Genomic DNA, 21,498 nt, shown 5'->3' on the forward strand with positions numbered 1-21,498 from the left:
CCCCCCTCCCCCCTGTTTTTCTAAAATCGTCTTTCTATTGGGTTTACGGCGCGAGTGGTTGTAAAATCTTCTGCCCATTGGGGTTAGAGGCAAAATCGTCTTTCTAAAAGACTTAGATGGGATCGACGGCTGAAAACACACCGATTTTTCGTTCGGAGGTGCTGATTCCTTCGAGCTTTTGATCGAGTTCGCGGTACTCGCGTCCGAAGTTTCTCTGGAAGCTTTCGAAATGGGAGGCGGTTTCCCATCGATCTATGGTCAGGAAGACTTCCGGCGCAGTGTCGGAGTGCAGTAATTCCGTTCCGAGGTAGCCTTTCGCGCGGCGGAAGAGTTGCGCCCAATCGCCATCCGGGCCGTAGGCCTGCTGGAATCTCTCGCGTGCATCCGCTGGCACTACGAATTCCCAGAGAATGATGTGCATACTTCTATTTTAGTGGTTTGGCGGAAATACCATGCCAGCTCTATCCCTTTTGGTTTGTTGGAATTGGGTGGTTTTGGGGCTTGACAGGTACTTTCGTACCGTTCTCGACGCCTTCGGCGTGGGCCAGCCATGAGCTTCTGTGGCCGCGCGGGGTTAGAAGTTATGCTCCTGTTTGTCTTGGTGGCCGCGCGATTTCTTAGTTGCGGGTTTTACGGCAGGGCTGAAGCCCTGCCCTTCCGAAAGAAATCGCGCTTTGCGCGAACGATGCGCTTACGCGCACGTAGATAGTCGAAGGTGTCCACTATCTGAGTCGCTGGGTGATAACGGCGTTTATGGGGATTTATCTACCGCTGGTCGAATGTTGCTTGTGCCTTCTGAAAACGGTCTAGGTTTTCTACTGCCCACACCCATAGGGGATGAACTTGCTCAAGCATCTCCAGTCCCAGATCCGTCACTTCATACTCCACGCGCGGAGGGACCTCCGGAAACACTTCCCGTGTAACGAGCCCATCACGCTCCAATTGTCGCAAGGTCTTCGTCAGCGACTTCTGGCTAACGTCCTCTACTTTCTCCATCACGCGCGAAAATCGCATTGGCTCGCCCGCTTCGGCCAGCACAGCGAGCGTCCACAGCGTCCATTTCTCGGCCATACGAGTGACCATGTCACGCGCCAGAGTCTCCCCGCTCGGTCCTAATGCTTCACAGGCTGCATTCGTACTTCCCCAGTCTATGGAAGATCTCCGGCGAGACGTTCTCGGGGACTTTTTCAAAATTGGTCTTGCACTTTTGCTCATTAGTTACCTCCAGGTGCATATAAGCCAAAAAGGTGCCTTATTGCTATTGGATACTGACTGGCTCATAGTAGCGCTTATGAAGACGAATTGGACAGCTCAGAACATCCCCTCACAGCAAGGTCGTCGCGTTCTCATCACTGGAGCCAACAGCGGAATTGGCTTTCACACCGCGCTTGAACTCGCGCGCCGGGGAGCTGAAATCATCCTGCCTGCACGGACGACCGAAAAGGCAGAGTCTGCCGCCGCGGCTATCCGTCAGGAAGTTCCGAACGCAAAGCTGCTGCCAGAGGTCCTCGACCTGGCCGAGCTTTCTTCAGTCGCCGCCTTCGCTGAGCGCATTCTCCAACGCTATCCGCAGCCTTCGCTTGATCTGCTCATCAACAACGCCGGCGTCATGGCCATTCCCCATCGCCAGCTCACACCGGACGGCTATGAGCGCCAGTTTGCTACCAACTACCTCGGTCCTTTCGCGCTCACCGCGCTTCTCTTCCGCGCTGTGAAGCCGCAGGCAGGCTCACGCATTGTGATTGTCTCTTCGACTGCAAGCAAGATGGGCAAGATCGATTTTGAGAACCTGCAGTCCGAACGCCGCTATAGCCCCATGTGGGGCGCCTACGCGCAATCAAAGCTGGCGGACTCCATCTTTGCCATCGAACTGCAGCGCCGTCTCACCGCACTGCATTCGCCTGTCATTGTGACGGCAGCGCATCCGGGCTATGCCATCACCAATCTGCAGACCAGCGGTCCGGGGGACGCGGGCTTCCTGAATCCGTTGCGCATCGCTACGAAAGTGCTCAAACCTTTTCTCTCGCAGGACGCGCATCATGGCGCTCTTCCAACACTTTTCGCCGCTACGGACCCGAGCGCTGAACCCGGAGGTTATTACGGTCCTGATGGTTTTCAGGAACTGAAAGGCCTGCCCGCCAAAGCCAGGATTGCTGCAGCGGCCCTTGATCCAGCAACTGCCAGCAAGCTTTGGCACATTACAGAACAACTCACCGGAGTTCAGTTTCCCTTGGCGTGATTCCGATCTCCATCAGGTCCTAACACCATTGCCGTCACCTTCTACGAGCTTCTGAACGAGCGCAAGAAATTAGTCCTGTGAAGTCGGCTTATGTGAGATCAGGAATTTCAAATAGAAAGCCCTGCGCTTGATACGCAGGGCTCTTGGTTTTGTGGAGGTTTGGATGGTTAACGGAGGGCTTCGTCTACTTCGCGGTAGAAGTCGGGGGACTTGAGTATTTCGCGGGGTTTGCTGCCGTCGGCGGGGCCTACTAGGCCGTCGCGTTCCATCATGTCGATTAGGGCGGCGGCTCGGCCGTAGCCTATGCGCAGGCGACGTTGCAGTAGCGATGTGCTGGCCTTGCCGAATTCGAAGACGAGGCGGACTGCGTCGTCGAAGAGTTCGTCCTGGTCGTTGTTGCCGTCGCCGTCGAAGAGGTTGTTGCCCTTGTCGTCCTTGGGGCCGTCGAGGAAGCCTTCGGCGTATTCGGCTTCGCCCTGCTGCTTCCAGAACTCGACCACGTCAGAGATTTCCTTCTCTGTGACGAAGGGGGCGTGGACGCGCTGGAGGCGTGATGTGCCCGGCGGCAGGAAGAGCATGTCGCCGCGACCGAGGAGCGATTCTGCGCCGTTGCTGTCGATGATGGTGCGGCTGTCGACTTTCGTCGCCAAGCGGAAGGACATACGCGTGGGGACGTTAGCCTTGATGAGACCGGTGATGACGTCGACACTGGGGCGCTGCGTGGCGAGCACGAGATGGATGCCGACGGCGCGGGCCATCTGTGCGAGGCGGGTGATGGACTCTTCGACGTTGGCCTTGTCGAGCATCATGAGATCGGCGAGCTCGTCGATGATGATCATGATGTAGGGCAGGGGCTGCTGCTCTTCGCCGTCTTCGTTGAAGAGCTGGCCGCTGTCGAAGAGCTTGTTGTACTGGTCGAGGTTGCGGACGTGGCGCGAGGCGAGGAGCTTGAGGCGGCGCTCCATTTCGCGGACGGCGTTGCGGAGAGCGTTGGCCGCGAGTTTGGGCTCGGTGATGATGGGCGTGAAGAGGTGCGGGATGCCCTCGTACATGCCGAGTTCGACGCGCTTGGGGTCGACGAGGATCATGCGGACTTCTTCGGGGGTGGCCTTGAAGAGAACGCTCATGATCATGGCGTTGATGGCGACCGATTTACCGCTGCCCGTTGAGCCGGCGATGAGGACGTGAGGCATGGCGGCGAGGTTGGCGGTGACGATGCGGCCGTTGATGTCCTTGCCCATGGCCATTTCGACCTTGGAGCGGGAGTTGGCGAAGCCTTCGGATTCGACGACGTCGCGGAGCCAGATGGTTTCGCGGTCGCTGTTGGGGACCTGGATGCCGACGGTGGATTTGCCGGGCATGCGTTCGATGAGGACGGATTCGGCGGCCATGGCGAGGCAGAGGTCGTCGGCGAGGCCGGTGACGCGGGAGTATTTCACGCCGGCGTCGGGGCGGAACTCGAAGGTGGTGACGACGGGGCCGGGGTTGATCTGGGTGACCTGGCCGTCAACGCCGAATTCGCCACACTTTTCAACGAGGATGCGGGCCTCTTCGCGCAGGGCTTCTTCGCGGACGGCGGCGTGCTTGTTGTCGTGGTGCAGCAGCGACGAGGGCGGCAGCTTGTAGCCGTGGACGGATTTGGCGGTGAGCGTGACGGTCTTGATGGACTCGTCGGCGCGCTTGCCGAAGGAGATTTTTTCTTCCGGAGGAGCGGGCGGTAATGTGGCTTCGGGACGCGTTGCGGCGACGGGGAAGGGAACGACTTCGGCTGAGCGTGTGCGCTGCGACTGTTCGGCCTCGCGGCTGTTCAGCCAGGCGAAGGCCTGGTCGTCTGTGGCGTGCGATGCGGACTGATGCCAGTCGGAGAAGTTTTCCTGCGAGGGTGCGGCTTCGAGCATGCTGCCGTTGAGCGGTGCGTCGACGCCGGTGACCTCGGCTTGCAGTGCGGCGTCGGCTTCCTCCTGCAGATGGTGCGGCAGGGGGGCGAATTCAGGGTCGGGGTCGGCGTCGACGTTAGTGCGCGGCATCTTGGACCACATGGTGCGGGAGGCGGGCATGTCGTCGATGACTTCGGCGTCGGGACGGATGCCTTTGCGCCAGAGGCTCCACTTGGCGAAGAGGCTGGTGATGAGCGAGCCGCCGTTGGCAGCGCGCTGGGCCGCAGCGTTGGCTTTGGCGTTGGCGGCGTCCTGTCGTGCGATTTCGCGTTCGCGGCGGGTTTCCAGCTTGTTGGCGGCGCGTGAGGCTTTCAGATTGCCGCGGTCGCCACGCCATGAGAGATAACGTTCGCGAATGCGTCCGAAGATGCCGAGGCGTTGACCTGCCCAGTCCTGCGCGGTGTTGAAAGTGAAGGTCGTCGAGAGATAGAGGCTGAGGAGGACGAGCAGCCCTACGACGACGCAGGCGCCGGGGTAGTTGAGCAATCCAACAACGAAGCCGGAGAGGACGCGACCGAGCGATCCTTCAATCGGCAGAGCGCTGCGCCATAGAAGATGCACGGGAATGAGCGCGAGGGCCGTGGGAGCAGCGAGGATCCAGAGGACAAGGCCGATGGTCTTGGCGGCGGGCGATCCCTGTGCCTGAGAGCGCATCCAGCAGATGCCCAGGCGGCCGAGCATGATGGGAAAGACGAAGGCGGCGATACCGAGGATCTGCAGGAGGAGGTCGCTGAGGAGCGCACCGATGCGTCCGGCCCAGTTGTGCACGGGGCGGAGCGCGGTGGTTCCGCTAAATCCGCCGACGGTGTTCAGGGAGGGGTCGTCGGGGGTGTAGCTAACCAGCGCAAGCACCAGCAGTACAGCGGCGGCCAGTAACAGCAGGCCAAGGATTTCATTCAGCCGTCGGCTGCGGGTGGGGGTCATCTCCAGGCGGAGCGGCTTCATAGGCAGCAAATCTCCTGTGAACCTTTCCTTGTACGCGGAGGTGCGGACACGGAGGGTATCATGCCCGATTCTCTACCGGTTGGCGGCGGAAAGGGTGCGCAATCTGGGGGAGGAACCCGCGTGGGCAACCCGCACGGCGGTAGATGGCTCCTAACGTTCTAGAAACACACCGGGTGAATTTTCCGGAACACACTGAACCCGCTGCATGAGCCGCGGGTCCTTGACACAAAGACCATGGCAGGGCGGTGGCGGGGGTTTTCGCGATTTCCTCCCCTAGCTTCCGGCCAAGGAGAATCGCAATGCAACCGGGGGACACCGCCCACGGCCATGGCAAGGATTTTGTTTCTCCCGCAACATGCGGAGATCAATCTAGAACGACACAGGGCAACCAGCCCGCAAGGAAAAGAACGCAATGGCAGAGCTGCTGAAGGAAACGGAATCGGTACTGAAGGACGTGATTGAATCACTGATCGATGGCCAGCAAGGTTTTCGCGAGATTGGTGAGAAGCTGCACGACGAGACGCTGAAGCGTTATTTCCTGGCGGAGAGCCTGAAGCGCGCTTCCTTCAAGGGCGAGCTGGAAGATGTGCTGATCAAGGAAGGCGTCGGCGATGCGTACAAGGAAACGGGCAGCGTGGCTGGCGCGATTCATCGTACGTGGGGCGATCTGAAGGCGAAGCTGGGCGGTGGCGACCATACGCTGCTGGAGACAGCGGAATCAGGTGAGGATAGGGCGAAGAAGGTGTATGCCGATGCACTGAAGCATGATCTGCCGCTGCCGGTGCACCAGTTGCTGAGCACGCAGGCGGCTCATATTCAGACGAGCCACGATTATGTAAAGGCTGCCCGAGATTCCCGCAAGTAAAGGGGGACTCTCTGCGCGAAAAGGGCCTCGCTTCGGCGAGGCTTTTTCGTTTGTGGGGTCGGAAGGAAAATCCATGCGTCGTTTGCTATATCGTGTTGGGCTTGGCTTGCAGGCGATCTTTTATGTGGCTGCCGGGGTGAATCATTTCTGGCATACAGGGATGTATGCAGCGATCATGCCGCCGCACTACAGCCATCCGATCGCGCTGGTGCGGATCAGCGGCGCGGCGGAAATCCTTGGGGGCCTGGGTTTGCTGCCACGGCAAACACGATGGTTTGCGGCCTGCGGCATTATCGCCATGCTGGTGCTCTACTTTGATGTGCATGTCTTCATGGCAATGCATCCAGGGCGTTTCTCCTCAATTCCTGTGTGGTTGTTATATGGGCGTATTCCGTTGCAGTTTGTACTCATCGCCTGGGCGGCGGTGTACACGGAGCGAGATTCTTAACGGCCTGACCATGCTGTGAGCAGCAGCTCCGCAGAGCGAATGCCAGTGGCGCCCATGGGGCCTGCTGCGATGAGATACGCAAGCCATGCAGTGATGTTCTCGTTGGTTGTCCAACGTGTGAGTGTGTCGCGGACGGCTGCATTTGTTTGTGCGAGCGCGAGGATGAAGAGGCTGGCATCAATGCAGGCTGCTCCGATCCATCGTGTGAAGTCGTGGCCGAGATAGCAGAGCAGAAGCGGCGAAAGAAAGAGCAGGGATGTGATGGCTTGTTGCCATGAAGGCATGGCGGCCGCACGCATGGAGCGACGAAGGAGCTTGCCGAGCAGAAAGAAGTATGGCGCAGCGATACAGATGGTGAGGGCAAGCAGCTTCCATATGAGCGAGTTGTACATGCGGCGGACGAGTTCGCGCTGTTCTGCGAAGCTGGAGGCCATCACATCGTAGACCTGGCGTTGAATGCCGACGTTGGTTCTTGTGAGAGCTTCCTGAAGGATGGTGTCCGGTGAGACTTTCAATTTGCCGAAGTGAAGGATGGCGAGAAAGGCTGCGCCGATGATGGCTACGTGTGCGATGGCCGCGATCCAGGGCAAGCGGCGTGTGCGGCATTGCTCGATCAGGATGGCCACCACGAGTGGATAGAACATGAGCGAGAAGGCTTCATGCGTGCAGAGAGCGATGATGCAGAGCGGGATCGTTGCGCATGCGGCTGCGAATGGCGACATGTTGAACAGCATCCACAGGCAGAGCAGCAAGAGAAGGAACAGAGTGACGTCGGGTTGCGCGAAGAGATAGCCAATGTGTGGCAAAGCTGCCGGTGCGCTTAACAGCAGCACGGCAATCATGGATGTTTCACGATTGCGGAAGAGTAAGGGGCGGAAGACGGTGTAGCAAAGTACGAAAGCTGCGGCCAGGAAGAGATATTCCGCAAGAAGAAGTTGGCCGCGTGTGAGGTAGGCGAAGTGTGAGAAGAGTTCGCCAACGAATCCGCGTTTTACGAAGCCGTGGTTGTAGTTGAGGAAGTACAGCGCGAAGCCGTAGTTCCAACCGACGGGGCCGTAGCTGGCGAAGGCAGCCACAATAAGCGGTGTCCAGGGCAGGAGGGAGTGTCTCTGCGTGGCTTCCATAAGGGGATTGGATGCGGTTTGTGGTTTGGGTTTTGTGCGTAAGTTTTTCCCTGAGGCGTCGTAGTGAAGGAGAGGAATGCAGGTCCTTCGGCTTCGCTCAGGATGACGACCTTCGGTCGTATGATCGCGCGATGTAACGTGGGAACCAACCCGGAACGATGTTGGTGCGTCCACTCAAGAGAAGCATGGAGATAGATGGTTATGAACATGAAGCGATTTGTATTTCTGGCGACACTGGCTGCGGGTGTGACCGCGGCATACCTCATGCAGAAGCGTGGTGAATCGCTGCTGACCATCATCAAGAAGACTGTGAGCAATCCGCTGGGTGCGCTGGCGGAGGAGCTTCGGCTGGCGCTGTTGCCGGCGTCGCAGCGTTCGTTGCCTTCGGCTACCTAGTCTTTATCTTTTCGGAAAAATGTCTTCGTGGCGCGCTTATACTCGCGCCATGAAGACATTTGCGTTTGCCCTTTCCGCCTCGTTGTTGGCGGCCTCCTGCGTCGCACAGATTCCTACGGCTACGTTGCAGAGTGATGCGGCTGCGCAGATGCCTGCGCTTGAGAAGACGTACCTGATGCTGCATCAGGCTCCTGAACTGTCGCGACAGGAGGAGAAGACGTCTGCGTTTGTGGCGTCGCAGTTGCGCTCGTTGGGCTATCAGGTGACTGACCACATTGGGAAGTATGAAGACGGCAAGCAGGCATTCGGCGTAGTTGGTGTGCTGAAGAACGGCGCTGGCCCGACTGTGCTGATCCGCACGGATATGGATGCGTTGCCGGTGACGGAAGAGACTGGTGTGGCCTATGCGAGCAAGGTGCGCGCGAAGAATGCACAGGGCGAGGACGTGGGTGTGATGCAGGCTTGCGGGCATGACATTCACATGTCTGCGTTCATTGGCATTGCAACGGAACTGGCGAAGCACAAGGATGCGTGGCATGGAACGGTGCTGATGCTTGGGCAGCCCGCGGAAGAGGTGATTCAGGGCGCGAAGGCGATGATGGCCGATGGCTTATATACGCGTTTTCCGCGGCCGGATTATGTGCTGGGCATGCATGACTTCGGCAATATTGCGGCAGGAACAGTGGCCATTAGTGCAGGGCCGATGATGGCGAGTGCGGATTCCATCACGGTGGTGTTTCACGGTGTTGGCGCGCATGGATCGCAGCCGCAGAACTCGAAAGACCCCATCTTCATGGGCGCGGAGTTTGTGACGCTTTTGCAAGGTGTGGTGAGCCGGCAGATTTCTCCGCAGTCGCCGGGTGTGATCACGGTGGGTACGTTTCATGCGGGAACGAAGAACAACATCATTCCCGCAGAAGCGATGCTGGGACTGACTGTGCGCAGTTATGAAGAAGCGACGCGGCAGAAGCTGGTGCAGGGTATTACGAACACGGCGAATGCGATTGCAGTTGCTTACGGACTGCCTGCGGACAAGATGCCAACCATTAAGACGGTTGAGACGACTACGCCAACGGTGAACGATGACGCGTTGACGGAGCGTGTGCGCAAGGTGGCGATTGCTACGCTGGGTGCGGATAAGGTGCAGCCGCAACAGGCGGTGATGGGCAGTGAGGATGTGGGTTATCTGACTGACGGCTACAAGATTCCGATGACGTTCTTCCGGCTGGGCGCGGGCGATCCGGCGAAGGTGGCAGAGGCGCAGAAGACGGGCGTGGCGCTGCCGGATATCCACTCGCCGCTGTATGCACCGGATTACAAGCCAGCGATTGAGACGGGCGTGGTAACGATGACGGCTGTGGCGGTTTCACTGTTGCAATAGCTTGTCATGTTTGTTGCTGGATTATTTGGCTGCTGGTTTCGGCATCTTCGGGAAGAGTAGCGAGACGGACAGGCGCATGCTCCATGGGGAACCGCCGGTGGGATGGACAGCGTTTCCGTAAAACTGGACGCCGATGTTGGCGGGCTGAAATCCGATACGTGTCACCCGGCCCACGCCGCCGCCGAAGGGGACTGTCCAGACATTGCCGCTGGAGCCGTTCCAGTTAGCACTGATAATGGGGCCAGTGGAGAGCGACCAGCCCTTCTTCAGGTTGTAGTTGATGAAGTATTGAAGACTCATCTGGTTCACATCGCCGCGGCTGGAATCGCCTGCCACGGACCAGGCGTTGCTGACGAGCCCTCCGAGAGTCCAATGGCCGGGTTGGACGAGTGCGAGAATCGATGGCCCCATGCTGAATTTTCCCTGGCCCAGAACCTTGCTGGTGGCAGTTGGAAGAATAAGCATAGGGCCTGCGCCAACAATCAACTTGTGTGGTTTCGAGGAAGTAAAGAAAAAGGTTGGAGCCATGTCGCCGAAGCCGCCAACGGCTGCGTGCTGTTGCAGATCCACGGCTGCGAAATAGGCCGGCGTGTCCTCATTGATGCCGTACACCTGTAGATTCGCTGTTCCGGGTGCAGGCTGGTAGACGATAGGAGCGACCCAACGGATGATCATATTCACGTCGGGCGTTAATTTCACGGGAATGACTGGCTGGATATTCAGAATGTTCTGAATGCGGCCATACGGGCCAATGCCGAAGTTGCTGTTGTTCTGAAAGGGAACGCTGATCATGCTGGCTACAGGATTCTGCGTAGCCTTCTGCAGGTTTTCCGTAGAATGTACTTCTTCCGTCTGGGTCTGTTGACCTGCAGCCATCCCTGACAGAAGGCTTATCGATACAACAGCAACAAATGGAAGACGTAGGACGCTGATGTGCATGACATACCCTCTGCGGACTTAGAGAGGAAGGTATTTGGCACGAAGCATTGCGTCACCTGTCAGTATCGACAGAACATTGAGAGCACAAAGCGAAGGGCGCGGAGGATGTCTCCGCGCCCTTTGGCTTGTTTTTCGATGTTGTTTAGGCGACTACGTCGAGGCCCATGGAGCGGGCGGTGCCCTTGATCATCTTGACTGCAGCTTCGATGGTTGCAGCGTTCAGATCGGGCATCTTCTGCGTGGCGATCTCGCGAACCTGAGCTTCGGTCACGGTGCCGACCTTTGCCTTGTTCGGCGTGCCGGAACCCTTTTCGATCTTGGCGGCCTTCTTCAGAAGCACCGGAGCCGGGGGCGTCTTGGTGATGAAGGAGAAGGTACGGTCTGCATACACGCTGATAACGACCGGGATGGTGAGACCCGCCATCGACGGATCCTTGGTGCGGTCGTTGAACTGCTTGCAGAACTCCATGATGTTGACCTGCGCCTGACCGAGCGCGGGACCAATCGGGGGAGCCGGGGTGGCCTTGCCGGCCATCACCTGGAGCTTGACGTATCCAGTAATTTTCTTCGGTGCCATTGTTCTTGTCCTTTTCGATTCAATCGCGAACGTCTATGCGTTCACGGCTGGGTCGCGAGCAGGGTAGAAGCCACCGGTACGCGACGGGTTACAAATGTGCAGGAGAAGCAGCGAGCAGTTTCCGCTACTCGATCGTCTTCTCCACCTGCGAAAACTCGACTTCGGTCGGAGTAGGACGTCCGAAGATGCTGACCATAACCTTGAGGGTCTGCTTGTCTTCGTTTACGTCGTCTACGGCGCCGTTGAAGTTTGCGAACGGGCCTTCGGTGATGCGGACCTGCTCGCCCTTCTCGAACTTGACCTTCAGCTTTGGCTTGTCCTTCACCACGTCTGCGCGGTTCAACATGCTGTTGACTTCAGCTTCGCTGAGCGGGGTGGGGGTGTCGCCGGTCTGGAGGAATCCAGTGACGCGCGGTGTGTTCTTCACCAGGTGCCAGAGGTCGTTGTCGAGATCCATCTCGACGAAGACGTAGCCGGGCAGGAAGACGCGGTCAATGGTGTACTTCTTGTTGTTGCGAATTTCAGTGACGGGCTCGGTCGGAATCTCAATGCGGCCGATCTTGTGACCGAGGCCGAAGGCGTGCATCCGGCTCTCAAGGGACTCTTTGACCTTGCGCTCAAAGCCCGAGTAAGCGTGGATGATGTACCACTTCAGGTTGCTCTCAGGAGCAGCGGCTTCCGTTCCCTCAGCGGTCTCTTCCGCAGGAGTCGCTTCGGTCGTCGCTTCGGTTGTTTCTTCCGCGGGTGCGAACTCTTCAGCCATCGTGTCCTTCTTCAAAAACTCAAAAAGTGTGCGCCAGAAGCGCAGGTGAAACTTAGTGCTGTGTCAGCTTGGTGATCAGCGCGTTCAACGAATGGTTGATGCCGAAATCAACGATCCAGAAGTATGCAGCAAAGGCGAAGACCGTGACGATCACGACGGCGGTCGTGGTGCGCGTTTCCGCGGTCGACGGGGTGGAAACCTTGCGCATTTCGCTGCGCACGTCACCGAGGAAGTCGCCGAGCTTCTTGCCGGGTTCCTTCATCTTCTGGAGTGCTGCGTTCTCTTCTACTACTGCTGCCTTGGCCATGATTGCCTCAACCTTCGTAACTGCTTGCTGCACTTACCTTTACTCTTCTGGACACGCCGCAACAAACCTTCGGCAATATACAGAATGTGCTGCGGGAAAACTGGCAGGGGAGCTCGGATTCGAACCGAGAAGTTCGGTTTTGGAGACCGACAGTTTAACCGTTGAGCTTACTCCCCTGCATTCAGGGCTATTGTCCTGATGGAGCCACATGCACCGCTCAACAGCAGGCACGGTCAACGCCTAATGATACCGTATTGCGCGCCATCGGGAAAGTGTGTGGCGATCCAAAAGACGTGGGGACGAACGCGCTTATGAGTATTCGTCAGAAATCGTTCTATCGCTTCTGATTTGTTGGTGATGCAGAGTCAGTTTGACCTTGCCAGAACAGGTATGCGGTGAGGGCGCGGACGGTTCTGCGTTCTGCTGCTGCGGCGGTGAGGCCCTGTCGGAGTGCCGCGTCGACCATGGCGCGCGAGATGGTAATGGTGTCCTGGACCGCTTCCTTGAATGGCACGCGCAGGTACTGGCGGTGTTTGCGGAGCAGTGTGGCGACGAGGGATGCGAGTGTCTCAGTCTTTTCCGGGATGTGTTGTTGCAGGCGTTGTTCTTCGGCTTCAAGCACTACGTTGAGTGCGGCGCGGTGGATGTGGGCGCCGTAGAGTGCGCGCACGATGCATTGCAGTGCCTGCGTGAGTGTGTCGTGTTGTGAGGCGGCGATGGCAGTTTTGACAGCGTGCAGCAGTTCTTCTTCAAACGAGAGGATGAGCGCGATGGTAAGCGCGTCTTTGCCGGGGAAGTACTGGTAGAGCGAGCCGATGCTGACTCCTGCCTTCTCTGCGACGGCGTTCGTGTTGTAACCCTCAAGCCCGCGGGATTCAAGAATGCGAGCAGCAGCTTCCAGAATGACAGCGACGGTTTCACGCGAACGCTCTTGTGACGGCTGTTTGCGCTGGTTTGCGGCGCTCTTACGCGTGGATTTCTTCTTTGCAGGAACGCGAGTTTTCTTTGTGAGCATTTGCTCACATTCTATTAGCAGGAGAAACACAATGGCTACGGAATCATTAGCGATGGATGCAGCACTGCCAGAGCACGAAGGCATGGAAGGCACGTTTCACATTTTTATGCAGGTCAAGACCACGCGGCATTGGCTGGATTTGTCGAATCCGGAGCGGGAGGCATTCTTCCGTGATGTGGTGCGGCCGATTCTGCGGCGTCGTCCGCAGGTGACGCACCGCTACTTTGAGTGCGAGGCGTTCAGCGCGGACGCGAGCGACATTCTGGTGTGGGAGGCGAAGGACCTGAATGCCTGGGCGTGGATTGCGGACCATCTGCGCGAGTGTTTGTTCTGGGACCACTATTTTCAGGTGGTGCAGATTCTTCCGGCTATGGAGGCGAATTATCCGTTGATGATGGGAGACGCTGCGTAAGCCCGTTGACCTGAATCGGCTCACCGTGGAGATACTGCGGTGAGCCGAACGTCTTACTGCTGGCCTGCGATGGGAAGCAGTACCAATGGTGTGCCACTGCGGAGCGTGATGTCGTTCGCGGTGGATACGAGCGTTGACTCCCGGGCCGGGTTGGATTTGAGTGCGATGCCGGGGACGGTCGACCCTACGCTTGCGACTGGCGCAACAGGGTCGTTGGGCAGCGGGTTTTTCCTGGGACGGTTTTCGGGATCAGTCATCTCTGGCGTGGCGCGCGTGACCCGTGTGCCACCGGTGCCGCCCGTGGTGTTCACATTGCTGCGTTGGCCGGTAGGATCTACGTTGTAGCCGGTGGAGCGAGCGCCGGGGAAGGACGACCCGTCGTCTGAACTCATATCGAGCTGGCTTTGAACTCCCTGGACGGGCGGAGCTGCGGCCAACCCTGCGATGCCCATGTGGAGTGGCACCGTCTGGCCGCCGGAGAGCTGGGCCTGGTCAAAGACCACGGCGAGGCGCGATTCGAAGGAGCCTTTGCCGAGCCTGGAGGCTTCCGTGACGTGGCCGATGATTACTGCGCCGGGAGGAACGCGTTGACCGCCCGGTGCGGAAAAGCCGGAGTAGCTGCGCACTTTGACCGTGTCGCCGACTTTGGCTTTGCGCGCGTCGAGATTGTTCATGAGGACGGCGTTAAGGGGCGCTGCTGCCTGGGCTGTGGCGAGTATTGGTGCAAGTGCGATTGCGAGTAGTGCGATGGTGCGCTTCATCCGAACCTTCTCCTTATTGCACGGGCCACATCTTACATGGGCGATGTAGTCGTTGGTTGGTCGATTGTGGCTGAAGGATGGAACGGGCCTTTGGCCCTTAGCTTTTGATCGGCGGTCGTACCCAGGCCTTCGGCCCAGGCTAATATCTCGTCGCGCCTTTGGCGCTTGTTGCTGTGGCTGCTTTAAACGCTTTTGCTACCTTTTGCGTTGTAGAGGTAGAGAAGGAATGCAGGTCCTTCGGCTTCACTTCGTTTCGCTCAGGATGACGGTCTTCGACCGTAAGAGCTTCGCTGCTGTTCACCGGACAAAGGAACAGGGATGCGCTGTGAGGCGCATCCCTGTGTGTTGCGGTTCCGTCTTTCACGTCGTGGGGACGACGCAACAGAATGGTGCGAAGCACTAGATGTCGAGGTTCTTAACGTCCAGGGCGTTTTCTTCGATGAAGCGGCGACGGCTTTCGACGTCTTCGCCCATGAGGGTGGTGAAGATTTCCTCGGTGGCTGCGATGTCTTCGAGCTTGACCTGAAGGAGCGTGCGGCGTTCGGGGTCCATGGTGGTCTCCCAGAGCTGTTCGGCGGTCATTTCACCGAGGCCCTTGTAGCGCTGCACCTGGTATTCCTTCTTGCCTTGCTCGATAACGTACTCAAAGAGTTCGCGCGGCGTTTCCTTCTGGACAGGATCCTGACCAACCTTCGAGCTACGCTTGGCACCCTTGGCTTCTGCTGCGGTGCCGGGGGCTGCTGCGATGGTCTCGTTTACGTCCGTCTCGGCGGCTTCTTCTGCCTCTTCTTCTTCGGCAACGGCAGCGGCCTTACCGGCCTTCTGCGCGTATTCCACGAGGAAGGGCGGCTTCAGGTATTCGCTGATCTGCGCGTATTTGCCGAGCATCTGGCGCATTTCCGGAGCGGAGACGGTGGTGAAGTCGATATGACGCGTGGCACCCTGAGCGTCGGTGTAATCCAGCGACCAGGTGCTGTGCTCTTCGTCCTTGACGGGCTTGCCGACGGCCTTGAACTGGAATTCGCGGGCGATGGACTCGAGAAACTTTGCCATCTCCTCAAGCTTTTCGGGCGATTCAAAGTCCACGCGCTTGGCCTGCTCCTTGCCCTCGTGGGCGAAGAGCTTTGCAACCTGCTCGGTGACCTTTTCGTTGCGGAAGCGCTTGTCTGCCTTGTCGAAGAAGCCAATGTACTCGTTCAGGTTGCCCATGAACTTGGTGAGTTCACCACCTTCGATGGTCTGGGCGGTGTCGCCGTAGCGGACGACCATGCCGTCTGCTGCGCGCTTGACCATGACCTTCACGAAGTCGCGGTCGTCCTTGATGTACTGCTCGAAGCGGCCCTTCTTGATCTTGTAGAGGGGCGGCTGCGCGATGTAGACGTGGCCGCGCTGGATAAGCTGCGTCATGTGGCGGAAGAAGAAGGTGAGCAGCAGCGTGCGGATGTGCGAACCGTCGACGTCAGCATCTGTCATCAGGATGAGCTTGCCGTAGCGAAGCTTGTCCAGCGTGAAGTCGTCTTTGCCGATGCCGGTGCCGAGAGCCGTGATCATGGCGCGGATTTCTTCGTGGCCCAGCATCTTGTCGTAGCGGGCCTTTTCCACGTTGAGGATCTTACCCTTGAGGGGAAGGATGGCCTGGAAGCGACGGTCGCGGCCCTGCTTGGCGGTACCGCCTGCCGACTCACCCTCGACGAGGTAGAGTTCGCAGCGGTCGGGCTGACGCTCAGAGCAGTCGGCGAGTTTGCCGGGCAGGCCGCCACCGTCGAGCGCGCCCTTACGGCGCGTGAGGTCGCGAGCCTTGCGGGCTGCTTCGCGTGCGCGGGCCGCGTCGATGGCCTTGTTGATGATCTTCTTGGCGACCTGCGGGTTCTGCTCAAAGAAGACACCGAGGCGCTCGTTGACGAAAGACTGCACCTGTCCGGCGATGTCGGAGTTCAGCTTGCCCTTGGTCTGACCTTCAAACTGCGGCTGCGGCAGCTTGACGCTGACCACAGCAACGAGGCCTTCGCGGACGTCGTCGCCGCTGAGGGCTTCCTTCATGTCCTTGAAGAGACCGAGGGACTGGCCAGCCGCGTTGATGGTGCGGGTCAGCGAGGTGCGGAAACCGGAGAGGTGGGTGCCGCCGTCAACGGTGTTGATGTTGTTGGCGAAGCTGAAGACCGTTTCGGAGTAGGCGTCGTTGTACTGCAGCGCGATCTCCATGGTGAGCTGGCCCTTTTCGGCCTCCATGTAGATGGGCTTTTCATGCAGGACGACTTTGCCTTTGTTCAGGTGGCGGATGAACTCTTCAATGCCGCCCTTGAAACGGAAGTTGATCTGCTTGAACTCGCCAGTCTTGGCGTCGGTGGCGCGCTCGTCGGTGAGATTGATCTCGATGCCCTTGTTCAGGAAGGCGAGCTGGCGCAGGCGTCCGGCGAGCGTGTCGAAGTTGTACTCGTGGACGGAGAAGATGGTCTTATCGGGCAGGAAGTGGACCTTGGTGCCGCGGCGCTGCGTGACGCCGACTTCGCGCACTTCGCTGATGGGGTCGCCCTTGGAGTAGTCCTGCTGGTAGGTGTGGCCGTCGCGCCAGACTTCGACGTCGAACTCTTCCGAGAGCGCGTTGACGCAGCTTACGCCCACGCCGTGGAGACCGCCGGAGACCTTGTAGCTGTTGGCGTCAAACTTGCCGCCTGCGTGCAGCTTGGTGAGTACGACCTGGAGGGCGGGCATCTTCACGCCGTTGCCGAGGTCCTTCATGTCAACAGGGATGCCACGGCCGTCGTCAATGACGGTGATGGAGTTGTCGGCGTGGATGATGACGTCGATTTTGGTGGCGTGGCCGGCGAGGGCTTCGTCGACGGAGTTGTCGACCACTTCGTAGACGAGGTGGTGCAGCCCCTGTTCCGACGTGGAGCCGATGTACATGGCCGGGCGCAGACGCACCGCCTCAAGACCTTCCAGCACGCGGATGTTGTCGCTGGTGTAGGTGGGCTGGCCAGTTTCCGACGTGATTTTAGGCTCGGGAGCGTTCGTGGGGTCGGTTTGTTGCAGGTCGATCAGGGGTGTCTCGGTGGCCACTCGTTCTCCTAGGGTTCCAGGTGAGCGCAAACCGGCGAAAATGCAAGGAATTTGCAGGATTTCCGGAGGCTCTGTTCACCTTTTATTCTACCATTCCGGCATATTTTCCACGTCTCGCAGCCCAACCACCGTGGGACAGAGAAGCTGTCGGGCAGGCGCCAGTTGGCACCGCATTCCATGGGCTTTCCGTTATCGCGGGTCTTGCAACGCCAATACAGTTCAAAGCCGTCGGCGGAGTTTCCATTGAAAGGCTCCACGCGGCCCCAGGGCGATTGTGGACGTGGATTGTGCTGGCAGGTTTGCGGGTTTCGCACTTCGGAGCTGCAGGAGTGCTAAACCTTGGGTTTGCTGGCCATGAAGGGCCGTTCAAACAGGCGGTAAAACCAGAAACTTATGACGAGGATGATGGCCGTCATCGGGAGCGCCTGTAGCAGAAACATGGCGTCGGGTGAGAGGTGGGCGCGGGAGAGGCTGCCGGCAAGAAGGTGCTGGAGCGGGTCGTGGATGAGATACATGCTGTAGGAAATGGCTCCCACAGTGGCGAACGGTTTCCAACTGGTGATTCTGCGCAGGAAGCCATCCTTAAGGCTTGCAAGGATCAGCGCGCAAGCTGTGCCGAAACCGGCGATCAGGTCGATTCCCCACGGCGTGCGAAAACCCTTCAAATGAATCCAGACGGCAAGAATTACCACGCAGAGAATTAACAAGGCGCGATACATGGGGAGCCGGCGAACGGCTTCCGGTCGCGCTGCCTCTGTGGAGGCAAACATGCCACAGCAAAAGACAAGCAGATACGACGCCGGGAATGAGACTGCCATATACGAGGCAGGAAACTTGCTGTGACCGAAAAGGAAAACTACCAACAACGCGAGCGCAGCGCTCAGCACCCCTACAACGGCCATCCCGAACTTCTTCCAAAGAAAAACAAACATCGGGAAGAGAACGTAAATCTGTGATTCTACAGCGATAGACCACATTGGCGGATTGATCGTCAGAGCTTCGCCGAAGAAGTTCTGCATCAACATTCCATGTGTCACGATGGATCGCAGAGAGGGCGGTTTACCGATGTGAAGGAAATGGGCATTTACGAATACGACTGCTGCCGCGAAGAGAAGCGCCACGTAATAGGGCGGTAGAATCCTTCGCGCTCTGCCGAGATAGAAGCCGAGCGTACCGTTGCGCAGGGTTCCGTAACGGAGCACGGGGATCATCAGGCTGAAGCCGGACACAGTTAAAAAGGCAGTGACGGCATATCGTCCGTATACCAGCCAATGCATGAGTCCAGCCAAATGACCGGGCAAAACGAGGTCGAGATTGCTATTCACAGGCCACGCCTGGAGATAGGCGTGGTGTAGTACGACGTAGAGGGCGGCAATGCCGCGGAACCCATCCAGAAAAAGCAGATGGTCGCGCGTCTGGCGAATCCCGACTGGCTGCGAGATTGTATCCAGAGCGACCTCCACCTCGTGTGAGGCTACATTACCACACGTAACCCCTTCGTTTGGTTACTTGCGCCGGTAGTGGCGATTAGGAATTGCGAGATGGCCGAATGTAAGCTGCGGGGATTCTGCTGGTCATCGCGGGTAATTCGAGCTATACTCAGAGGGTTGTCCATAACATCGGACGACATCCAAGCGGACCTCGGTAGCTTTAATAAGGCCACCGACAGCGTTCAGCTCTCAGACAGGAAACTCAAATGCCCAAGCTGAAAACCCACACAGGGGCGAAGAAGCGTTTTTCCAAGACTGGCACCGGCAAGATCAAGCGCGGCCAGACGAAGAAGCGCCACATCCTGACCTCGAAGACGACCAAGGTGAAGCGTAAGTTGACCGCTCAGGCCTATGTCTCCGACGGCGATCACGCCAAGGTCTCCCGGATGATCCCCTACGCCTGAGTTCTGCCCTTGCGGGCATGAGCAGGTGACTGACAGAGATTTTCCGCCCAGCCGTTTCAGGTGGTTCTGAAACAACGGTCCGAATGCGTTACCGGGCCCTCGTACTTCGAAAGCAATTTGGAAGTGCGACTACGAGGCAGGAAAGCAGCAAGCGTGTGAAGAGGCCGTAGCCCGATGAGGGTGACCTTACCTCCAGCCGCTGACCAACGAAGTACGCAAAAGGAGACACACTATGCCCCGCGTAAAACGTGGCACAAAGCGCAATGACCGCCGCAAAAAGATTCTTAAGCGCGCGTCTGGCTATTTCCTCACGAAATCGAAACTGTACCAGGCAGCCCAGGAAGCCGTTGAGCGCGGCCTGAAGTTTGCCTACATCGGCCGTAAGCAGAAGAAGCGTCAGTTCCGCTCGCTGTGGATCGTCCGCATCGGTGCAGGTGCTCGCCTGAACGGCATGAGCTACTCGACGTTCATCAGTGGCCTGAAGAAGGCTGGCGTGGAGCTGGACCGTAAGGTTCTCTCGGACATCGCGACGAACGATGCCGCAGGTTTTGCTACTCTGGCTGCACAGGCCAAGGCTGCAAACGAGAAGGCCAAGATAGCAGCGTAAGCTTTCTCCCATATTGGGAAGTGATGAAGCCCCGGTCCCTCAAGGGACCGGGTCTTTCGTTTGCCTGAAGGCAATAATGTAGTGTTCCGAACGAACTTATTTCAGGCGATACTTTGGCCATGAAGTATCGGGTGTCACTGTTTTTTGTTTTGTTTTTGATGGCCTGCTGTGGCAGTTTTGGGCAACAAGATGTTGCCGCGGCAAAGAAGATGCAACTGCTGGGTGAGTACGGACCGTATCGCGCGAACAACGACCTGCTGCACTACACGCTGACGGTACGCGTGAATCCTGAAGATCAGAGCATTGCCGGGGATAACCAGGTGCGTTTTCGCATGCTGGAGGATGGGCAGCGCATTCAGCTTGATCTGGCGCAGGAACTGACGATCGACAAGGTGCTGTATCGCGGGAAGCCGGTGAAGGTAACGCGCGAAGAAGAGTCGTTCTTTGTGGATGTGCCGCGGGTGATGCGCAAGGGAAGCGTGCAAACGCTGGACGTGTTTTACAACGGCCATCCGCGCAAGGCGGGACGGTTTGGCGGCATGAGTTATGAGAAAGACTCTGCGGGCAAGCCGTGGGTGTTCACTTCGTGCGAGGGCAATGGCGCGCGCGTGTGGTGGCCCAACAAGGATCAGTGGAAAGATGAGCCGCAGCAGGGCGTTGATCTGCATGTAAGCGCGCCCAACGGGCTGATGGATGTTTCCAATGGCCGACTGTTGGGGCATCGTGATCTGCATGATGGATACACGCAGTGGAACTGGCGTGTGACTTATCCCATCAATAACTACGATGTGACGCTGAACATTGGTACGTATGTTCATTGGAACGATAAGCCGTTAGGTAAGTTAACGATTGATTTTTACGCCAAGCCGGAAGATCTGGAAAAGGCCAAGGTGCAATTTGCACAGGCGCGGCCGATGCTTGAGATCTTCAACAAAAAGATTGGCGAATATGCGTTTGTGCGCGACGGTTACAAGTTAGTGCAGGTGCCGTATGCAGGTATGGAGCATCAGAGCGCAGTGGCATATGGCAATGGTTTTGAGAACAGTTATCACGGCGGCGATTGGACGGGCGTGGGGATTAGTCCTCGGTTCGATTTCATCATCATCCACGAGAGCGGGCATGAGTGGTTTGGCAATGCCATTACGGCGGCTGACCCCGGTGACATGTGGATCCATGAAGGATGGTGCACTTATTCGGAAGACATCTATGTGGAAGGTCGTTGGGGCAAGAATGATGCCATTAAGTATGTGAATGGCTATAAGAAGAAGGTGAAGAACGAGCGACCGATCCTGGGACCACGTGGCACGGATCGTGAGCCGCGGGATGAGGACCAGTACTTTAAAGGCGCGTTGTTCCTGAACACTCTGCGCTCCGTGGTGGATGATGATGCGAAGTGGTACGCGGGTATTCATGCGTACTACGAGCACTTTAAGTACAAGACAATTCTTACCGAAGACGTGGTGTCGTTCTGGAATCAGTACACGGGGCATGATCTGACACCGATCTTCAATGAGTATCTGCGGCATGCGGCATTGCCGAAGCTGGAGTTGAAGTTTGATGATGCGGCGGGCACGGTGCAGTATCGCTGGGATGCCGAAGAAGCGGGATTCAATATGCCGGTGAAGGTGGGCGATCCTCAGCACTGGACGTTGCTGCATCCTACGGCGACGTGGCAGACAATGCCGGCGAAGCGTGACGGATTCCATGTAGCGGAAGATTTGTATTACATCGATGTCGTGAAGATGTAAACCGACCGCCGTTTTGAAGATGTTTGCAAGAAAACATGTCGCTGTATCGCAGCCTGAGAATGCGTTGGGATTCTTCGCTC

At 57.9% G+C, this 21,498-nt stretch carries 21 protein-coding genes and 1 tRNA gene; 9 read left to right on the forward strand and 13 right to left on the reverse strand.

The genetic code is table 11. The features are described from left to right. Positions 1-112 precede the first annotated feature (112 nt). Together JAO32_RS18790 and JAO32_RS18795 are read right to left on the reverse strand one after the other, a co-directional pair. Positions 113-421 (reverse strand): antibiotic biosynthesis monooxygenase family protein, encoded by a 309-nt coding sequence (locus JAO32_RS18790; RefSeq protein ID WP_334243261.1) that lies wholly within the window; start codon positions 419-421, stop codon positions 113-115. Positions 422-765: 344 nt separating this feature from the next. Further along, positions 766-1,083 (reverse strand): winged helix-turn-helix transcriptional regulator, encoded by a 318-nt coding sequence (locus JAO32_RS18795; RefSeq protein WP_334243263.1) that lies wholly within the window; start codon positions 1,081-1,083, stop codon positions 766-768. Positions 1,084-1,291: 208 nt separating this feature from the next. Here JAO32_RS18795 and JAO32_RS18800 point away from each other — a divergent pair, with 208 nt between their 5' ends. After that, a complete protein-coding gene (locus JAO32_RS18800) occupies positions 1,292-2,239 on the forward strand; it encodes an oxidoreductase (RefSeq protein ID WP_334243265.1) in 948 nt (315 codons plus the stop codon). A 167-nt stretch (positions 2,240-2,406) separates the two neighbouring features. Here the strand turns inward: JAO32_RS18800 and JAO32_RS18805 are convergent, their stop codons facing one another. Continuing rightward, positions 2,407-5,121, reverse strand: a complete 2,715-nt coding sequence (locus tag JAO32_RS18805) for a DNA translocase FtsK (RefSeq protein ID WP_334243267.1) — start codon at positions 5,119-5,121, stop codon at positions 2,407-2,409. A 412-nt stretch (positions 5,122-5,533) separates the two neighbouring features. On the opposite strand from JAO32_RS18805, the gene JAO32_RS18810 reads away from it, so the two are divergent. Beyond that, positions 5,534-5,986 carry a PA2169 family four-helix-bundle protein gene (locus JAO32_RS18810; RefSeq protein ID WP_334243269.1) on the forward strand — a complete coding sequence of 151 codons (453 nt, stop codon included), beginning with the start codon at positions 5,534-5,536 and terminating at the stop codon, positions 5,984-5,986. 73 nt (positions 5,987-6,059) lie between these two features. Continuing rightward, entirely contained in the window at positions 6,060-6,434 is a 375-nt protein-coding gene (locus JAO32_RS18815) for a DoxX family protein (protein ID WP_334243271.1), read from the forward strand. On the opposite strand, the gene JAO32_RS18820 is transcribed toward JAO32_RS18815, so the two are convergent. Beyond that, positions 6,431-7,510, reverse strand: a complete 1,080-nt coding sequence (locus JAO32_RS18820; RefSeq protein ID WP_334243273.1) for a hypothetical protein — start codon at positions 7,508-7,510, stop codon at positions 6,431-6,433. The genes JAO32_RS18815 and JAO32_RS18820 overlap by 4 nt on opposite strands. A 249-nt stretch (positions 7,511-7,759) precedes the next feature. On the opposite strand from JAO32_RS18820, the gene JAO32_RS18825 reads away from it, so the two are divergent. Both JAO32_RS18825 and JAO32_RS18830 read left to right on the forward strand, forming a co-directional pair. Further along, positions 7,760-7,954, forward strand: coding sequence for a hypothetical protein (locus JAO32_RS18825; protein ID WP_047489964.1), 195 nt, complete (start codon positions 7,760-7,762; stop codon positions 7,952-7,954). A gap of 19 nt (positions 7,955-7,973) precedes the next feature. Beyond that, on the forward strand, positions 7,974-9,335 hold the full coding sequence (locus tag JAO32_RS18830; protein ID WP_334243278.1) for an amidohydrolase: 1,362 nt from the start codon (positions 7,974-7,976) through the stop codon (positions 9,333-9,335). A gap of 21 nt (positions 9,336-9,356) precedes the next feature. Here JAO32_RS18830 and JAO32_RS18835 read toward each other — a convergent pair whose 3' ends face one another. The 6 genes from JAO32_RS18835 to JAO32_RS18860 all read right to left on the reverse strand — a co-directional run bounded on the left by JAO32_RS18835 (position 9,357) and on the right by JAO32_RS18860 (position 12,936). After that, the gene (locus JAO32_RS18835) at positions 9,357-10,274 is read right to left on the reverse strand and encodes a neuromedin U (RefSeq protein WP_334243280.1); all 918 of its coding nucleotides are present in this window, start codon (positions 10,272-10,274) and stop codon (positions 9,357-9,359) included. 142 nt (positions 10,275-10,416) lie between these two features. Further along, entirely contained in the window at positions 10,417-10,851 is a 435-nt protein-coding gene (gene rplK, locus JAO32_RS18840; RefSeq protein ID WP_334243281.1) for a 50S ribosomal protein L11, read from the reverse strand. 124 nt (positions 10,852-10,975) lie between these two features. Continuing rightward, a complete protein-coding gene (gene nusG / locus JAO32_RS18845; protein WP_334243284.1) occupies positions 10,976-11,614 on the reverse strand; it encodes a transcription termination/antitermination protein NusG in 639 nt (212 codons plus the stop codon). Positions 11,615-11,666: 52 nt separating this feature from the next. Next, complete coding sequence (secE, locus tag JAO32_RS18850) at positions 11,667-11,921, reverse strand: preprotein translocase subunit SecE (protein WP_443082618.1); 255 nt, start codon at positions 11,919-11,921, stop codon at positions 11,667-11,669. 101 nt (positions 11,922-12,022) lie between these two features. Further along, positions 12,023-12,098: transfer RNA gene (locus JAO32_RS18855), tRNA-Trp, on the reverse strand. A 157-nt stretch (positions 12,099-12,255) separates the two neighbouring features. Beyond that, entirely contained in the window at positions 12,256-12,936 is a 681-nt protein-coding gene (locus JAO32_RS18860) for a TetR/AcrR family transcriptional regulator (protein WP_334243286.1), read from the reverse strand. Between the two features lie 31 nt (positions 12,937-12,967). Between JAO32_RS18860 and JAO32_RS18865 the strand changes: the two genes are divergently transcribed. Continuing rightward, a complete protein-coding gene (locus tag JAO32_RS18865) occupies positions 12,968-13,348 on the forward strand; it encodes a darcynin family protein (RefSeq protein ID WP_334243289.1) in 381 nt (126 codons plus the stop codon). A 53-nt stretch (positions 13,349-13,401) separates the two neighbouring features. Here the strand turns inward: JAO32_RS18865 and JAO32_RS18870 are convergent, their stop codons facing one another. The 3 genes from JAO32_RS18870 to JAO32_RS18880 all read right to left on the reverse strand — a co-directional run bounded on the left by JAO32_RS18870 (position 13,402) and on the right by JAO32_RS18880 (position 18,632). Next, a complete protein-coding gene (locus JAO32_RS18870; RefSeq protein ID WP_334243290.1) occupies positions 13,402-14,109 on the reverse strand; it encodes a hypothetical protein in 708 nt (235 codons plus the stop codon). A 399-nt stretch (positions 14,110-14,508) separates the two neighbouring features. Then, positions 14,509-17,169 (reverse strand): DNA topoisomerase (ATP-hydrolyzing) subunit B, encoded by a 2,661-nt coding sequence (gyrB, locus tag JAO32_RS18875; protein ID WP_334243292.1) that lies wholly within the window; start codon positions 17,167-17,169, stop codon positions 14,509-14,511. Between the two features lie 332 nt (positions 17,170-17,501). Next, positions 17,502-18,632 (reverse strand): acyltransferase family protein, encoded by a 1,131-nt coding sequence (locus JAO32_RS18880; protein WP_334243294.1) that lies wholly within the window; start codon positions 18,630-18,632, stop codon positions 17,502-17,504. A 233-nt stretch (positions 18,633-18,865) separates the two neighbouring features. On the opposite strand from JAO32_RS18880, the gene rpmI reads away from it, so the two are divergent. The 3 genes from rpmI (at position 18,866) to JAO32_RS18895 (ending at position 21,418) form a co-directional block, all read left to right on the forward strand. Further along, positions 18,866-19,063 carry a 50S ribosomal protein L35 gene (gene rpmI, locus JAO32_RS18885; RefSeq protein ID WP_083345717.1) on the forward strand — a complete coding sequence of 66 codons (198 nt, stop codon included), beginning with the start codon at positions 18,866-18,868 and terminating at the stop codon, positions 19,061-19,063. Between the two features lie 232 nt (positions 19,064-19,295). Beyond that, positions 19,296-19,670, forward strand: a complete 375-nt coding sequence (rplT, locus tag JAO32_RS18890; protein ID WP_334243297.1) for a 50S ribosomal protein L20 — start codon at positions 19,296-19,298, stop codon at positions 19,668-19,670. A gap of 119 nt (positions 19,671-19,789) precedes the next feature. After that, positions 19,790-21,418 (forward strand): M1 family metallopeptidase, encoded by a 1,629-nt coding sequence (locus JAO32_RS18895; protein ID WP_334243299.1) that lies wholly within the window; start codon positions 19,790-19,792, stop codon positions 21,416-21,418. Positions 21,419-21,498 lie beyond the last annotated feature (80 nt).

The sequence above is a fragment of the Terriglobus sp. ADX1 genome (assembly GCF_036877645.1).
Classification (GTDB): domain Bacteria; phylum Acidobacteriota; class Terriglobia; order Terriglobales; family Acidobacteriaceae; genus Terriglobus.

Excerpts from the sequence above, each read along its gene's own strand:
- JAO32_RS18790 (WP_334243261.1), bottom strand. The coding sequence starts at position 421 with ATGCACATCATTCTCTGGGAATTCGTAGTGCCAGCGGATGCACGCGAG.
- JAO32_RS18795 (WP_334243263.1), bottom strand. The coding sequence starts at position 1,083 with ATGGTCACTCGTATGGCCGAGAAATGGACGCTGTGGACGCTCGCTGTG.
- JAO32_RS18800 (WP_334243265.1), top strand. The coding sequence starts at position 1,292 with ATGAAGACGAATTGGACAGCTCAGAACATCCCCTCACAGCAAGGTCGT.
- JAO32_RS18805 (WP_334243267.1), bottom strand. The coding sequence starts at position 5,121 with ATGAAGCCGCTCCGCCTGGAGATGACCCCCACCCGCAGCCGACGGCTG.
- JAO32_RS18810 (WP_334243269.1), top strand. The coding sequence starts at position 5,534 with ATGGCAGAGCTGCTGAAGGAAACGGAATCGGTACTGAAGGACGTGATT.
- JAO32_RS18815 (WP_334243271.1), top strand. The coding sequence starts at position 6,060 with ATGCGTCGTTTGCTATATCGTGTTGGGCTTGGCTTGCAGGCGATCTTT.
- JAO32_RS18825 (WP_047489964.1), top strand. The coding sequence starts at position 7,760 with ATGAACATGAAGCGATTTGTATTTCTGGCGACACTGGCTGCGGGTGTG.
- JAO32_RS18830 (WP_334243278.1), top strand. The coding sequence starts at position 7,974 with ATGTCTTCGTGGCGCGCTTATACTCGCGCCATGAAGACATTTGCGTTT.
- JAO32_RS18835 (WP_334243280.1), bottom strand. The coding sequence starts at position 10,274 with ATGCACATCAGCGTCCTACGTCTTCCATTTGTTGCTGTTGTATCGATA.
- rplK (WP_334243281.1), bottom strand. The coding sequence starts at position 10,851 with ATGGCACCGAAGAAAATTACTGGATACGTCAAGCTCCAGGTGATGGCC.
- nusG (WP_334243284.1), bottom strand. The coding sequence starts at position 11,614 with ATGGCTGAAGAGTTCGCACCCGCGGAAGAAACAACCGAAGCGACGACC.
- secE (WP_443082618.1), bottom strand. The coding sequence starts at position 11,921 with ATGGCCAAGGCAGCAGTAGTAGAAGAGAACGCAGCACTCCAGAAGATG.
- JAO32_RS18860 (WP_334243286.1), bottom strand. The coding sequence starts at position 12,936 with ATGCTCACAAAGAAAACTCGCGTTCCTGCAAAGAAGAAATCCACGCGT.
- JAO32_RS18865 (WP_334243289.1), top strand. The coding sequence starts at position 12,968 with ATGGCTACGGAATCATTAGCGATGGATGCAGCACTGCCAGAGCACGAA.
- JAO32_RS18870 (WP_334243290.1), bottom strand. The coding sequence starts at position 14,109 with ATGAAGCGCACCATCGCACTACTCGCAATCGCACTTGCACCAATACTC.
- rpmI (WP_083345717.1), top strand. The coding sequence starts at position 18,866 with ATGCCCAAGCTGAAAACCCACACAGGGGCGAAGAAGCGTTTTTCCAAG.
- rplT (WP_334243297.1), top strand. The coding sequence starts at position 19,296 with ATGCCCCGCGTAAAACGTGGCACAAAGCGCAATGACCGCCGCAAAAAG.
- JAO32_RS18895 (WP_334243299.1), top strand. The coding sequence starts at position 19,790 with ATGAAGTATCGGGTGTCACTGTTTTTTGTTTTGTTTTTGATGGCCTGC.